General features: G+C 69.5%; 12 protein-coding genes. 7 read left to right on the plus strand and 5 right to left on the minus strand.

Annotation, left to right across the window (positions count from 1 at the left end):
• Positions 1 to 106: 106 nt before the first annotated feature.
• Positions 107 to 1,633, plus strand: coding sequence for a helicase HerA-like domain-containing protein (locus tag WCE39_RS00245; protein ID WP_343274705.1), 1,527 nt, complete (start codon positions 107 to 109; stop codon positions 1,631 to 1,633).
• A gap of 118 nt (positions 1,634 to 1,751) precedes the next feature.
• Positions 1,752 to 2,258, plus strand: a complete 507-nt coding sequence (gene greB / locus WCE39_RS00250) for a transcription elongation factor GreB (RefSeq protein ID WP_343274706.1) — start codon at positions 1,752 to 1,754, stop codon at positions 2,256 to 2,258.
• A 22-nt stretch (positions 2,259 to 2,280) separates the two neighbouring features.
• Here the strand turns inward: greB and rimO are convergent, their stop codons facing one another.
• Complete coding sequence (gene rimO, locus WCE39_RS00255) at positions 2,281 to 3,663, minus strand: 30S ribosomal protein S12 methylthiotransferase RimO (RefSeq protein ID WP_343274707.1); 1,383 nt, start codon at positions 3,661 to 3,663, stop codon at positions 2,281 to 2,283.
• 154 nt (positions 3,664 to 3,817) lie between these two features.
• Here rimO and WCE39_RS00260 point away from each other — a divergent pair, with 154 nt between their 5' ends.
• On the plus strand, positions 3,818 to 4,252 hold the full coding sequence (locus WCE39_RS00260; RefSeq protein ID WP_343274708.1) for an HIT family protein: 435 nt from the start codon (positions 3,818 to 3,820) through the stop codon (positions 4,250 to 4,252).
• A 6-nt stretch (positions 4,253 to 4,258) separates the two neighbouring features.
• Here WCE39_RS00260 and dcd read toward each other — a convergent pair whose 3' ends face one another.
• Together dcd and apbC are read right to left on the minus strand one after the other, a co-directional pair.
• Complete coding sequence (dcd, locus tag WCE39_RS00265) at positions 4,259 to 4,846, minus strand: dCTP deaminase (RefSeq protein WP_343274709.1); 588 nt, start codon at positions 4,844 to 4,846, stop codon at positions 4,259 to 4,261.
• Between the two features lie 110 nt (positions 4,847 to 4,956).
• Positions 4,957 to 5,835 carry an iron-sulfur cluster carrier protein ApbC gene (gene apbC / locus WCE39_RS00270; protein WP_343274857.1) on the minus strand — a complete coding sequence of 293 codons (879 nt, stop codon included), beginning with the start codon at positions 5,833 to 5,835 and terminating at the stop codon, positions 4,957 to 4,959.
• A 258-nt stretch (positions 5,836 to 6,093) separates the two neighbouring features.
• Between apbC and WCE39_RS00275 the strand changes: the two genes are divergently transcribed.
• The 4 genes from WCE39_RS00275 (at position 6,094) to rnfB (ending at position 12,307) form a co-directional block, all read left to right on the plus strand.
• Positions 6,094 to 9,003 carry a TonB-dependent receptor plug domain-containing protein gene (locus WCE39_RS00275; protein WP_343274710.1) on the plus strand — a complete coding sequence of 970 codons (2,910 nt, stop codon included), beginning with the start codon at positions 6,094 to 6,096 and terminating at the stop codon, positions 9,001 to 9,003.
• A gap of 155 nt (positions 9,004 to 9,158) precedes the next feature.
• Positions 9,159 to 9,590, plus strand: a complete 432-nt coding sequence (locus WCE39_RS00280) for a DUF2147 domain-containing protein (protein WP_449283959.1) — start codon at positions 9,159 to 9,161, stop codon at positions 9,588 to 9,590.
• 130 nt (positions 9,591 to 9,720) lie between these two features.
• A complete protein-coding gene (gene metG, locus WCE39_RS00285; protein ID WP_343274711.1) occupies positions 9,721 to 11,832 on the plus strand; it encodes a methionine--tRNA ligase in 2,112 nt (703 codons plus the stop codon).
• Positions 11,833 to 11,839: 7 nt separating this feature from the next.
• Positions 11,840 to 12,307 (plus strand): Rnf electron transport complex subunit RnfB, encoded by a 468-nt coding sequence (gene rnfB, locus WCE39_RS00290; protein WP_343274712.1) that lies wholly within the window; start codon positions 11,840 to 11,842, stop codon positions 12,305 to 12,307.
• Here rnfB and WCE39_RS00295 read toward each other — a convergent pair.
• Positions 12,256 to 13,839: a tetratricopeptide repeat-containing sulfotransferase family protein gene (locus WCE39_RS00295; RefSeq protein WP_343274713.1), complete on the minus strand. Its 1,584-nt coding sequence runs from the start codon at positions 13,837 to 13,839 to the stop codon at positions 12,256 to 12,258. The genes rnfB and WCE39_RS00295 overlap by 52 nt on opposite strands.
• Positions 13,836 to 14,834: a TraB/GumN family protein gene (locus WCE39_RS00300; RefSeq protein WP_343274714.1), complete on the minus strand. Its 999-nt coding sequence runs from the start codon at positions 14,832 to 14,834 to the stop codon at positions 13,836 to 13,838. Before WCE39_RS00300 ends, WCE39_RS00295 begins: the two co-directional genes overlap by 4 nt.
• Positions 14,835 to 14,882: the final 48 nt, after the last annotated feature.

The raw sequence follows: 14,882 nt of genomic DNA on the forward strand, positions 1-14,882 counted from the left end.
CGATCCTGCAGGGTAGCGGCCGGTCTCGGCCAGCGGCAAGCGCCACGCCGGCAACCCGCCCGGCAGCTCCTTGTCGCTAGAATCCGTCCAGCACACAGGAGCCCCCATGGACCCGATCCTCGTCGGCAAGGCCGTCACCACCCCTGATTCCCTGCCAGACACCGGCGGCCGCGTCTTCCTGCAGCCGAAGCTCGCCAACCGCCACGGCCTTGTGGCCGGCGCCACCGGCACGGGCAAGACGGTGACCCTGATGACGCTGGCCGAAGGCTTCTCGCGGATCGGCGTGCCGGTGTTCATGGCCGATGTGAAGGGCGACGTGGCCGGCCTGGCCGTCCCGGGCGATATCGGCGACACGCTGCGCGAGCGCGCGGCGATGATCGGCGTCGACGCCTATGGCCCCGACGCCAGCCCGGTCGTCTTCTGGGACATCTACGGCGAGCTCGGCCACCCGGTGCGGACCACGATCAGCGAGATCGGCCCCACCCTGCTGGCGCGCATGCTGGAGCTCAACGACACCCAGTCGGGCGTGCTCGACATCGTGTTCAAGCTGGCCGACGACCGCGGCCTGCTGCTGCTCGACCTCGCCGACCTGCGCGCCCTGCTCAGCCTCGTCGCCGAGGAGCGCAAGGCGGTGTCCACGCAGTACGGCCTGGTCAGCACGCCCTCGATCGGCGCCATCCAGCGCGCCCTGCTGCGCCTGGAGTCCGACGGCGGCGACGCCTTTTTCGGGGAGCCGGCGCTTGAGCTTGCCGACATCATGCGCACCACCAGCGACGGCCGCGGCGTGGTCGGCATCATGGCCGCGGACCGGTTGATCCTGAAGCCGCGCCTGTATTCGAGCTTCCTGCTGTGGCTGCTGTCGGAGCTGTTCGAAACCCTGCCCGAGGTGGGCGACCTCGACAAGCCGAAGCTCGTGTTCGTGTTCGACGAGGCGCACCTGCTGTTCAAGGACGCACCGGCGGCGCTGCTGCAGCGGATCGAGCAGGTGGTGCGCCTGATCCGCTCGAAGGGCGTGGGCGTGTACTTCTGTTCGCAGTTCCCCGACGACGTGCCCGACAACGTGCTCGGCCAGCTCGGCAACCGCGTGCAGCACGCGCTGCGCGCCTACACTCCGCGCGACCAGAAGGCCGTGCGCACCGCGGCCGAGACCTTCGTGTCGAACCCGGACCTGGACGTGGCCAAGGCCATCGCCCGGCTCGGCACCGGTGAAGCACTGGTGTCGACGCTGCAGGGCAAGGGCGCGCCGATGCCGGTGGAACAGACGCTGGTCGCGCCGCCGCGCTGCCGCATGGGCGCGATCACCGATGCCGAGCGCGCGCGGGTGCGCGCCGGCAGCCCGGTGGGCGCGAAGTACGACACGGCGGTCGACCGCGAGTCGGCGTTCGAGATGCTGGCGAAGAAGGCCGGGGATCTTGCCGACCAGGCCGATGCGCCCAGGGCACGTACCGCCAGGCAGGACGAGGACGAGGCCGGCGGTGGGTTTGCGCAGTCGGTGAGGGACGCGGTGTTCGGCACCAAGCGGCGCCAGGGCATGGTCGAGACCATGGCCAAGCAGACCGCGCGCACCGTGGGCAACCAGATCGGCCGACAGATCCTGCGCGGGATCTTCGGCGGCCTGACGGGGAAGAAGTGAGCGTCTCCATTCTGCCCGCGACGTCCGGGACGACGACGACGTTGCCGGCAGCGTCGCCGTTGGTGACGGCACCGTCCTTGGCGTCGGCAGCCGGCGGGCGCTGAAGCAGGAGGGACGGATGTCGCGCTGGCGCCCACCGCCGGAACGATCGACCGCGCTGGTGACGCCGGAGGGCCACGCGCGGCTGAAGGCGGAACTCGACGACCTCTGGCGCGTGCGCCGGCCCGAGGTGGTGCGCGCGCTGTCGGCCGCGGCCGCGGAGGGCGACCGCTCCGAGAACGCCGAGTACACCTACCGCAAGAAGCAGCTCGGCGAGATCGACCGCCGCGTGCGCTACCTTTCCAGGCGGCTGCAGGAGCTGCGGGTGGTCGACACCGTGCCGTCCGAGCCCGACGCGGTGTACTTCGGGGCCGTGGTCGGGGTCGAGGACACCACAAGCGGCGAATGCGCCACCTACCGCATCGTCGGCCCCGACGAGACCGACGCCGCGCTGGGCTGGATCAGCATCGACTCTCCGCTTGCGCGCGCCCTGTTGAAGAAGCGCGTGGACGACGAGCTCGAGGTCGAGCTGCCCGTCGGGCCGCGCCGGTTCGCCGTGGTGTCAGTGGAATACCCCGCGGCCTGAGCCCGGGCAGCTGGGGAGCGGCTCAGTACTCGACTTCGCCGTAGAGGTCGTGCTCGTCGCTGCCCATGATGCGGATGTCGGCGAACTCGCCCGGTACCAGCCCCGCCTCGCGCCCGTCCTGCACCTGCACCAGGCCGTCGATCTCCGGGGCGTCGGCCATCGAGCGGGCGATCGCGAGATCACCGTCGATGGCGTCGACGATGCAGCGCTGCACGGTGCCGACCTTGGCCTCCAGCCGCGCGGCGGAAATATCCGCCTGGCGCGCCATGAAACGCGCCAGCCGCTCCTGCTTCACCTCATCGGGCACCGGATCGGGCAGCGCGTTCGCGGCCGCACCCTCCACCGGCGAGTACGCGAAGGCGCCGACGCGGTCGAGCTGGGCCTCGTCCAGGAAATCGAGCAGGGACTCGAACTCGGCCTCGGTCTCGCCCGGGAAGCCGACGATGAACGTCGAACGCACGGTGAGCTCCGGGCAGGCGGCACGCCAGGACTGCACGCGTTCGAGCGTCCGTTCGACAGCACCCGGACGCTTCATCAGCTTCAGGATGCGCGGGCTGGCGTGCTGGAAGGGGATGTCGAGGTAGGGCAGCAGCCGCGGCTGGCCGTCGGCCTTGTGCTGCGTCATCAGCTCGATGATGCCGTCGACGTGCGGGTACGGATAGACATAGTGCAGCCGCACCCAGGCGTCGAGCTCGGACAGGCCTTCGCACAGCGCCTTCATCCGGGTCTGGTAGGCCTTGCCCCGCCACGTGCGCTCGGCGTAGCGCAGGTCGACGCCGTAGGCCGAGGTGTCCTGCGACACCACCAGCAGTTCGCGCACCCCGCCGTGCACCAGGCGCTCGGCCTCGCGCAGCACTTCGTCGACCGGGCGCGACACCAGGTCACCGCGCATCGAGGGGATGATGCAGAAGCTGCAGCGATGGTTGCAGCCTTCGGAAATCTTCAGGTAGGCGTAGTGCTTCGGCGTCAGCTTGATGCCCGCGGCGTAGTCCTCGCCGGACAGGCGTGGCGCCGGCACCAGGTCGACGAAGGGGTCGTGCCGCGGCGGCAGCGCGGTGTGCACCGCGGCCATCACGCTGGCGTAGTCCTGCGGGCCGCTGATCGAGAGCACGCCCGGGTGCGCCTCGCGGATCACGTCCGCGCGCTTGCCCAGGCAGCCGGTCACGATCACCTTGCCGTTCTCGGCCATGGCCTCGCCGATCGCATCCAGCGACTCGGCCACGGCGGAGTCGATGAAGCCGCAGGTGTTGACCACCACCACGTCGGCATCATCGTAGTTCGGCGACAGCGCGTAGCCCTCGACCCGGAGCTGGGTGAGGATGCGCTCGGAGTCGACCAGGGCCTTCGGGCAGCCGAGGCTGACGAAGCCCACGCGCGGGGCGGTCGGGGAAGTGGTGTCGGTCATGCGCTGGGGTGGCTCGGGAAAGGGTCCGCGGGACGGCGGACGGGAGGATGCGGGGTCTTCGCGCGGCGATTATAGCGGGGGGCTAGAATCGACCCGGGGGCCGACCTCCCGCCGCGTGCGTTCGCGCCCGCCGCCGGCCATCGAAGGAGCCACCATGCCCAGGCACAGGTCACCACAGCACGAGCCCTACGCCCTGCATCCACAGCTCGCCGCCGACAGCCATCCGCTGGCCGGCCTGGCCCTGTGCGACCTGCAGCTGATGGACGACAGCAACTACCCCTGGCTGGTGCTGGTGCCGCGGGTGGCCGGCGCACGCGAGCTGCTGGACCTCGACCCGGGGCAGCGCAAGGACCTGGTCGAAGAGATCACCCGCTGCGAACAGCTGCTGCTGGATGTGTTCCAGCCGCACAAGCTCAACGTCGCGGCGCTCGGCAACCTGGTGCCACAGCTGCACGTGCACGTGATCGCCCGCTTCGAGCACGATCCGGCGTGGCCTGCGCCGGTCTGGGGCCGCGTGGCCTCGCGGCCCTATGCGCCCGAGGCCCTGGTCGGCCGCGTGCGCGAGCTGCAGGCGGCGCTGGCGTCCTGAACCCGTTCAGGTCCGCGGCAGGGTGACCCCGGTCTGGCCCTGGTACTTGCCGCCGCGATCGCGGTACGAGGTTTCGCAGACGTCGTCGGCCGCGGCCTGGAAGAACAGCATCTGGGCCACGCCCTCGTTGGCGTAGATCCGCGCCGGCAGCGGCGTGGTGTTGCTGAATTCAAGCGTGACGTGGCCCTCCCACTCCGGCTCCAGCGGGGTCACGTTGACGATGATCCCGCAGCGGGCGTACGTGCTCTTGCCCAGGCAGACCACCAGCGTGTCGCGCGGAATGCGGAAGTACTCCACGGTACGCGCCAGCGCGAACGAGTTCGGCGGGATGATGCATTCGTCGGCATCGATGTCGACGAAGCTCTTCGGGTCGAAGTGCTTGGGGTCGACGATGGTCGAGTTGATGTTGGTGAACACCTTGAACTCGCGCGAGCAGCGCACGTCGTAGCCGTAGCTCGAGGTGCCGTAGCTGACGATGCGCTCGGCGCTGGCGCCGCCCTTGTCGGCGAACTTGACCTGGCCGGGCTCGAAGGGCTCGATCATGTTCTGTTCCGCGACCATGCGGCGGATCCAGCGGTCGGACTTGATGCTCATGCGGCTCCCGGATGCGGCGCCCGGGCGGCGGTGCGCCGCGGGCATGAGCCGCGATTGTATGGAATGGCGACCGGCCCGGCACCCGCTGCCGCGGGCTGCCGGACGCCGGGCTAAAGCAGCGAGGCCGAGATCGCGGCCGGCGCGCGCGGGCGCTTGGCCAGCTCCGCGACAAGGTTGGCGGCAAGCGCGCGGTAGGCCGCGGCCGCCGGCGAATCCGGCGCCGCAAGCACCACCGGCGTGCCCGCGTCGCCGTGCTCGCGGATGGCGCGCTCGAGCGGCAGCGAGCCCAGCAGCGGCACGCAGTACTGCTCCGCCATGCGCGCGCCCCCGCCCTCGCCGAACACGTGCTCGGCATGCCCGCAGCTGGAACACACGTGCACGGCCATGTTCTCGACCAGGCCCAGCACCGCGACCTCGACCTTCTCGAACATCTTCAGCCCCTTGCGCGCGTCCAGGGTAGCCACGTCCTGCGGCGTGGTGACAATCACCGCGCCCGCCACCGGGATCTTCTGCGCCAGGGTCAGCTGGATGTCGCCGGTGCCCGGCGGCAGGTCAACGATGAGGTAGTCCAGGCCCTCGTCACCACCCCACAGGGTGTCGTTGAGCAGCTGGGTCAGGGCCGAGGTCGCCATCGGCCCGCGCCAGATCATCGGCGTGTCCTGTTCGACCAGCAGCCCGATCGACATGGCTTCGATGCCGTGGGCGCGCATGGGCAGGATCGACTTGTTGTCCGGGCTCTCGGGGCGCCCCGACAGGCCGAGCATGGTCGGGATGCTGGGGCCGTACACGTCGGCGTCGAGGATGCCGACCCGGGCGCCATCGCCGGCCAGCGCGAGGGCCAGGTTCACCGCGGTGGTGGACTTGCCCACCCCGCCCTTGCCCGAGCCGATGGCGATGATGTTGCGGACCCGCGGCAGCGGCTTCAGGGTGCCCTGCACGGCGCGGGCCGCTACCCGGGCAACGGCGTCCGGGCGCTTGTCTGAGAACAACACGGCGTCTCCTGCGATCTGGAACCAGCGATGGACGCATAGCTTGCGCCAATGGTTCCGGGATCGCTAATCCGCAGGTGAATCGGCCGCCGGGGGCTGCCGGATGGTGCGCCACGGCTATATGGCAATGCGGTTAAGTGCATGTTAAGTTCCGATGACCGTTGTCCCCGGGAAGGAGAGGCAACGGCGCGCAATCGGAAAGGCTTTTCAATACGACCAGCTCTTCAGAGCATCAACGTCCAAATGCAGGGGATCAGAATGACTCAACAGCGCCGAACCGGCCTCAAGCCCAATTCGCTCAGCATGGCGCTCGTCGCCGCGCTGTCGATGTCCGTCACCGGCCTCGCGATGGCCCAGGAGGCCACCGAGGACGAGAGCACCACCACCTCCAGCAGCGCCACGACGCTTGACCGCGTCACCGTGACCGGCTCGCTGATCCCGCAGACCGAAATCGAGACGTTCACTCCGGTCACGGTGATCACCGCCGCGGACATCCAGGCGCGCGGCTTCACCAGCGTGTCCGACGTGCTGCAGAAGAGCTCGTTCGCCACCGGCGGCGTGCAGGGCGCGCAGTCGTCGGCGTCGTTCACGCAGGGCGCGGAGACGGTCAGCCTGTTCGGCCTGCCCCCGGGCTACGTGAAGTACCTGATCGACGGCCGCCCGATGGCCAACTATCCGGCGCTGTACAACGGCTCCGACACCTTCAACAACATCAGCGGCATTCCGATCGACCTGATCGAGCGCATCGAGATCCTGCCCGGCGGCCAGTCCTCGCTGTACGGCTCGGACGCGATCGCCGGCGTGATCAACGTCATCCTGAAGAAGCGCATGGAAGGCGTGGCGCTGAACATCCGCGGCGGCGGCTACAGCGAAGGCGGCGGCAACAGCTTCCGCGCCAGCGTCGCCACCGGTTTCTCCGCCGCCGAGGACCGCCTGAACGTCCTGCTTGGCGCCCAGTACGAAGAGCGTGGCGCGATCTGGGGCTACGACCGCGACATGACCAAGACCTACTTCGACGGTGGCCAGGGCGCCCGCCCGGCGAGCCGCGACTTCCTGGTCCACAGCCCCTTCACCAGCTACAAGTGGCTGGACCCGAACAACTGCGCGAACGTCGAACACCTGTTCGACGGCGGAGAGGGCCTGGCCGAGCGTCCCGGCTTCGGCGACGGCTATTACTGCGGCTCGTACAACAGCCCCGGCTACCGCACCCTGCTCAACTCGAAGGAAGCCACCCAGGCCTACGGCAACCTGACCTTCGACATCAACGATTCCACCCAGCTGTACGCCAGCGCGCTGTACAGCCGCGAGACGGTGAAGTACCACGTCGGCTCGAACTACACCTGGTGGGGCACCGGCCCCGGATGGGGCTACTACTTCGACCCGCGCGTGGGCAATGACATCGCCGACGCGTACGGCGGCTATTTCTGCGGCGAAGACCCGGATCCGGCCTGCCTTGCCGCACTCCCCCCCGGCTCGCTCCTCGGCCTGCAGCGCTCCTTCGCCCCCGAAGACATGGGCCAGGGCGGCTACGAGAACACGATGCAGCGCGACAAGAGCGAGTCCATGCGCATCACGTTCGGCGTGAACGGCACCTTCGGCGACTCCGCCTGGGACTACGACATCGGCTACACCCGCACCGACTACGAGCTCAACGAGCATGGCTGGGTCCGCTGGGCCGACGCGATGAACGACTACTTCCAGGAGCGCGTCCTCGGCCCGCAGCTGGGCTGGGATCCGCTGTTCGGCGCCTATCCGATCTTCGAGCCGGACTACGCGGCGTTCTACCAGCCGATCTCGCCCGAGGACTTCGCCGCGATGACCGGCTACGCCGTGTCGCGCAGCAAGACCGAAGACGAGATGATCCGCGCCCAGGTCACCAACGCCAGCCTGTTCGGCATGCCGGGCGGCGACGCCGGCCTGGCCGTGGCGCTGGAGTACGGCCAGCAGTCCTGGAGCTACGATCCGCATCCGGGCTATCTGAATGGCGACATCTGGGGCACCACCGCCGTGGCCGGCGGCGGCGACCGCGACCGCTACGCCGTGGTGAGCGAGCTGCGCATGCCGGTGCTCGAGCCGCTGACCGTCACCCTGGCGGGTCGCTACGACTCGTTCAAGGCCTCCGGCCGCACGATCGACAAGCCGACCTACAGCCTGGGCCTGGAGTGGCGCCCGAGTGACACCCTGCTGCTCCGCGGCAAGTACGGCACCGCGTTCCGCTCCCCCACCCTGTCCGACCTCTACCAGGGCGAAAGCGGCTACTACACCTTCGTCACCGACTACTACAACTGCTCGCTCCTGGGCTTCGAGCCGGGTAGCACGACGAACTGCCCCGCCGCCTACGGCAACCGCCAGGTCTTCGGCGTCCAGGAAGGCAGCACCGAGCTCGACCCGATCAATGCCGACGTCTGGAGCGCCGGCGTGGTGTGGGCGCCGATCGACCGCATGTCGGTCAGCCTCGACTACCACAGCTGGGACATCGAGGACGAGGTCACCCAGCAGAGCCCCGACGCCCTGATGCTGCAGGAATACCGCTGCCTCACGGGTCTGGCGGACATCAACTCGATGCTCTGCCAGATGACCCTCTCGCAGATCACGCGCGGCGCCACGGGCAACGTGAACGAGATCTACACCCCGAAGGTCAACGTGTCGCGCCAGACGCTCGAGGCCCTCACCGCCGGCATCAACTACGCCGTCGACGCGGGCGTGGTGGGCGAGTTCAACCTCCGTGCCAACTACACGCAGAAGTTGAACCACGAATACCAGCAGTACGCGGAAGACCCGATGGTCGACATGCTGCGCAGCCCGTGGTGGACCTCGGACCCGCAGCGCAAGGCCGACGCGTCGGTGACCTGGATGAAGAACAACTTCTCGTCCACGCTGTACGCCAACTGGACCGGCTCGACTCCGAACTACCGCGCCCGCGTGATCGACGGCTACGACGAGGAGCTGTCGCACAAGATCGGCTCCTTCACGACCTACAACGCCACGTTCAGCTGGTCGCCGCTGGAGAACATCAGCTTCTCGCTGCTGGTCAACAACCTGTTCAACGACATGCCGCCCGTCGACGACTCGTTCCCGAACACCTCGGGCGCGCCGTACAACAGCTCGGTGTGGAACGTCTATGGCCGTGCGTACTACCTGGAGGCGCGTTACCTCTTCGGCCGCTGATCCGGCCAGGAAGCCTCTGCCGCAACACGGAGGGCCCCGGGAAACCGGGGCCCTTTTTCTTTCCGGGGCGGGGCGGGTATCGTGGCGGCTGGCTGTCCGGCGCGTTGCGGCCGACGGCCCACCACTTTCGTCGGTCCCTGTCCCGGAGTCCTGAAATGCGCCTGATGCAAGCCGTCCTGCCCCTGCTCCTCGTGCTGCCCACGCTCGCCTTCGCACAGGCTTCGTCGCCCACCGGGCGCTGGAAGACCATCGACGACGAGACCAACAAGGCGAAATCGATCGTCGAGATCAGCCAGGCCGCGAACGGCACGTTCAGCGGCCGCATCGTCGAACTCATCGACCCCAGCAAGCCCAATCCCGCCTGCGACAAGTGCAAGGACGACCGCAAGGGCAAGCCGATCACCGGCATGGAGATCATCCGCGGCATGAAGGCCGACGGTTCCGCCTGGTCGGGTGGCACCATCCTCAAGCCGGACGAGGGCAAGGTCTACAAGTCGAAGATGGAGCTGATGGAGAACGGCACGAAGCTCAAGGTGTCGGGCTGCGTGGCTTTCTTCTGCAAGTCGCAGGTCTGGGAACGGATCTAGGTTCTGCGTTCCCGTCCAGACGCACGAGGGGCCCGGCCAGCGCCGGGCCCCGTCGTTTCCCGGCCTGACGCGCGCGGGACGCTCCAGGCCGGCATGCGATAATCCGCGTCCTTCCGCACGCAGCCACGCCATGTCACGCCCCGCACTGGTCACCAACGCCCTGCCCTATGCCAACGGTCCCCTGCACATCGGCCACCTGGTCGGCTACGTGCAGGCCGACGTCTGGGTACGCGCGCGGCGCATGGCCGGCGGCACCGTGCATTACGTCTGCGCCGACGACACCCACGGCACGCCGATCATGCTGGCCGCCGAGAAGGCCGGGACCACGCCGGAGGCTTTCGTCGCCGGCATCCAGGCCGGGCACGAGCGCGACTTCGCCGACTTCGGCGTCGCCTTCGACAACTACGATTCCACCCACTCCGCGCGCAACCGGGCGCTCACCGAGGCCATCTACACGCGGCTCGAAGCCGCCGGCCACGTCACCAGGCGTTCGGTCGCCCAGCTTTACGACCCGGCCAAGGGCATGTTCCTGCCCGACCGCTACGTCAAGGGCCGCTGCCCGCGCTGCGGCACCGCCGACCAGTACGGCGACAACTGCGAGCACTGTGGCGCCACGTACTCGCCCACGGAACTGCTGGAGCCGTATTCGGTGGTCAGCGGCGCGACCCCGGAGATGCGCGACAGCGAGCACTTCTTCTTCGAAGTCGGCCATTTCGAGGCCTTCCTGCGCGAGTGGCTGGCCGGCGACGTCGCGGTGCCGGGGGTCAAGGCCAAGCTGCTGGAATGGGTCGACGGCGAAGGCGGCCTGCGCGCCTGGGACATCTCCCGCGACGCGCCCTACTTCGGCTTCGAGATCCCGGGCCATCCGGGCAAGTACCTGTATGTCTGGATCGACGCGCCGATCGGCTACCTGGCGAGCTTCCAGGCGCTGTGCGAACGCGAGGGCCTGGACTACGCAGCGTTCACCGCGCCCGGCAGCCAAGCCGAAATGCACCACTTCATCGGCAAGGACATCATCAATTTCCACGGCCTGTTCTGGCCCGCGGTGCTGCACGGCAGCGGCCATCGCGCGCCGACGCGCCTGCACGTCAACGGCTACCTGACCGTCGACGGCGCGAAGATGTCGAAGTCGCGCGGCACCTTCGTGATGGCCCGCAGCTGGCTTGATGCCGGCCTGCCGGCCGAGGCCCTGCGCTACTACTTCGCGGCCAAGTCCGGGGGCGGCGTCGAGGACATCGACCTCAACCTCGCCGACTTCGTGGCCCGGGTGAATTCGGACATCGTCGGCAAGTTCGTGAACCTTGCCAGCCGCTGCGCCGGCTTCATCGGCAAGCGCTTCGACGGCATGCTCGCCGGCAGGCTGCCGGAGCCGGACATGTACGCGCGCTTCGTGGCCGCGCTGGCGCCGGTGCGCGAGGCCTATGAATGCAACGAGCCCGCCAGCGTACTGCGCCAGGTGATGGCGCTGGCCGACGAGGCCAACCGCTGGATCGACGAGCGCAAGCCCTGGGTGATCGCGAAGCAGGACGGCGCCGACGCCGAGCTGCAGGAAGTCTGCACGCAGGGCCTGAACCTGTTCCGGGTGCTCGCCGGTGCGCTGCAGCCTGTGCTGCCGGCGATGGCCTCGCAGGTCGCGGACTTCCTTGATGCGCCGCTGGCGCGTTGGGAAGACCTCGATGCGCCCCTGCTCGCGCATCGCATCCGCGCCTACCAGCCGCTGTTCACCCGCATCGACCCGAAGCAGGTCAACGCCATGATCGAATCCAGCAAGGACGACCTCAAGCCCCGCGACGCCGCCGCGACAGGTGCCGCCCCAGCGGAGGGGAAGGCCCCGCCCGGTGCCGCGGCCGCTGCACGGTCCATGCCGGCCGCTGCGCCGGCAACCGCGGCGGACGGCGAGGCCGCGTCGCCGACCATCACCATCGACGACTTCGCGAAGCTCGACCTGCGCATCGGCCAGGTCGTCGCCTGCGACTTCGTGGACGGCTCGGACAAGCTGCTGCGCTTCGAGCTCGACGCCGGCGAGCTGGGCACGCGCCAGATCTTCTCCGGCATCCGCGCCAGCTACGGCGAGCCGGCCGCCCTGGTCGGGCGCAAGGTCGTGTTCATCGCCAACCTGGCGCCGCGCAAGATGCGTTTCGGCCTGAGCGAGGGCATGGTCCTGTCCGCCGGCTTCGACGGCGGCGAGCTGGCGCTGCTGGGCGCCGACGCCGCGGCCCGGCCCGGGATGCCGGTGCGCTGAGCCCGCCATGGGCGCCCGCCGCGAAGACGCCCTGGTCGAACGCCTCGACCGCCTGCTTCCGCAGACCCAGTGCGGCCAATGCGGCTACGCCGGCTGCCGGCCCTATGCCGAGGCCATGGCCGCCGGCGGGTCCGGCGTGGATCGCTGCCCGCCGGGGGGCGATGCCGGCGCACGGGCGTTGGCGAGGCTGCTCGGTGTCCCGCCCCTGCCCTACGACCGCAGCCTGGGCGAGCACCGCCCGCCCGAGCTCGCGCTCGTGGTCGAGGCCGACTGCATCGGCTGCACCAAGTGCATCCAGGCCTGCCCGGTCGATGCGATCATCGGCGGCAGCAAGCGGATGCACGTGGTGCTTGAGCCGCTGTGCACCGGGTGCCGGCTGTGCGTGCCGGCCTGTCCGGTGGACTGCATCGTGATGCTGCCGGCTCAGTCGTCGACGGCGATGCCGGCGGCCTCCAGCAGCTCGCGGACCGGCTGAAGCTCGCGCTCGTAGCGTCTCCAGCGACCGATCGCGCGCCGGTTGACCGGCTCGCGCACCTGCGTGGCACTGGCCGTGGCCACCGGTGCCGGGTTCTCCTCGAACCGCAGGCAGGCGTCTTCCCAATGCAGGCCGCAGAAGTCGACCAGGCGCCGCGCGCCGGGCTCGAAGTCGTCCACCAGGTTCTCGTACGACACTTCCAGGATCCGCCCCGGCAGGCGCTCCTGCCAGCTGCGCATCATCCGGTCGAACAGGACGTAGTAGCGCGCCGTGTCCAGAAGGTCGAAGGAATACTCGTACATCGGCGACCCGAGCGCGAACAGCTGCCTGAAGTTGCCGAGCACGCTGTCCATCGGGTTCCGGCGCAGGCAGATGATCCGCGCCCTGGGCAGCGCCGCGGCGATGCAGCCGGCATAGAGGAAGTTGTGCGGGAGCTTGTCGACAAAGCGCGGCGCAGCCGCCGTCCCGGGCCGCGTGCTGGCCAGGTAGGCCTCGCCCAGTGCCTTCCAGTCCAGGCCGCCGCGGCTGCGCTCGACCACGTCCAGGTCCAGCACCGGCGGCGTCCGGCTTCCGGTCGCGCGCTTGAGCGCGACGCTGAAGTTCTGCAGCTCCCCGGCCGCGTGCACCTGCGAATGGCTGCTGAGCACGCGCTCGACGAGCGTCGTTCCCGAGCGTGGCAGGCCGATGACGAAGATCGGCGCGTCGCTGTCGCAGCCACCATCGGCGGGAGGCGGCGGACAGGCGTCGACCAGCGCCTGGAACAGGGCCTCGTCGCTGGCGCTGGTGTAGGCCGGCGACTGCCTTCGCCAGGCGCGCTTGCCCGAGACCAGGCGCTCGAACGCCTCCTCGTGCCGGCCGCAGTCCTCGAGCTCCCTGGACAGGGCCAGATCCACGCACAGGATCGCCATCGCGTCGTCGCCAAGCCCTTCGCGGACGTGTTCGAGCCCGGCGATATGGTTGTCCTCGGGCGAGTGGCGCCGCAGTTGCGCGCGCGAGAGGTAGGCCTTCCAATAGGTCGGGTCGATGCGCAGGCAGGCGTCGAGCGCCCGTTCCGCGGCGTCGGTATCACCGGCATGTATCAGGGCCGTGGCGTGGTTGTACTGGAAGCGCGCCGAGTCCGGCAGCATCTCCGCCGCGCGCCTGAACATTTCCGCGGCCCGGACATAGTCGTGGGTGGCGGTGTAGGCAAGGCCAAGGGCGTCGAGCGTGGTCGCATCGGCTCCCGGAAGCGCCGCGCCGCGCTCGGCGGCCTCGTGCGCGCGCGTGGGCTCGCTGGCCTGGGCCAGCGCGCGCGCCAGCTGCGCGAAGTAGTCCGGGCGCCCGGGATTGATGCGGACCGCCTGCTCCAGCAGCTCGATCGCCAGCGGGATCTGCAGCTGTTCGCGGGCGGCGACGCCGGCCACGAAGCACACGCCCGCATGCGGCGGCACCTCGCGCAGCAGCGCCATCGCCAGCGACTGCGCCCTGGCCCAGTCGCCGCGGTTCAGGGCATCGATCGCCTCGTGGTAGCGCGCACGCGGATCCCCGCTCACGGCCGGACGCACGCCGCGCACACGCGCTCGACCGCATAGCCTTTCGCGCGCAGCTTCTCGACCACGCCGTCCTCGCCCAGCAGGTGCATTGCGCCGACCACCACCAGGCTGTCGTCGCTGCCGTCCTCGCGCAGGCGCGCCTCCAGCATCGGAACCCAGGCATCGTTGCGCTCGACGTTGATCACCTGGTAGAGCGCCGGGAAATCGCGGCGCATCTCGGTGATGGTGCCGTCGATGATCGCCTGCGTGTCACCCGACCGCCACGCGCCGTGCAGGGCGAGCATCTGTTCTGCGCCGGCCTCCGCCTGTCCAAGCGCCTGCTCGAGCATCTGCAGCTGTTCGCCCGCGTCCATGCCGTCCAGGAAGGCGATCTGCCGGGCACCGGTCTCAAGTCCGGCCACCGGCTTCTGCGCCGCCTCCGCCAGCGCGCCCATGTGCGCGTCGAGCCCGAGCGCGGGGTCGAAGCCGAGCCCGGTCATCTGGTTGATCGTCACCATCATGCCGACAAACCAGGGTTCGAAACGCTGCAGCACCTCCACCGTCATGCCGCCCGCGGCAAGCTGCGCGGCATTGACCCTGCCCCAGGCCGCGAGCTTCGCGGCCAGCTCCGGCCCGAGCTCCTCGTCGAGCGTGCTGCCGTCGGTGCGCATCGCCGCCTGCCCCATCTGCAAGGCCAGCTGCGGCGAGGCCAGCTCGTCCGGCGCGATCTCGAACACCAGCTTCTCGGCGTCGGCGAAGGCCAGGCCCACGTCGCCCGAGAGTGGGTAGTCGCTCGGCAGCAGCAGGTGGAACGAGCCGAGCAGGTACAGCGAATTGTCTTCGTCCGAGACCTTCCACAGCAGCGGCACCGGAGGCGCCTGAGCGGCGGCCGGGGCCACATCCGGCTGCACGGCGGCCGGCGGCGCCGCGGAGGCGGCAGCGACGGTCGCAAGGGAAAGGGTCGCGGCGAGCACGCCGGCAAGCAGGGACCCGCGGGCCCGGCAGGTATTGAGCATGGAATTCCTTGTCTTCGGGGTCGAGGTGTCGGGCATGGGATACGGGAT

Origin of the sequence: Luteimonas yanweni (genome assembly GCF_039548475.1) — a bacterium.
GTDB lineage: Bacteria > Pseudomonadota > Gammaproteobacteria > Xanthomonadales > Xanthomonadaceae > Luteimonas.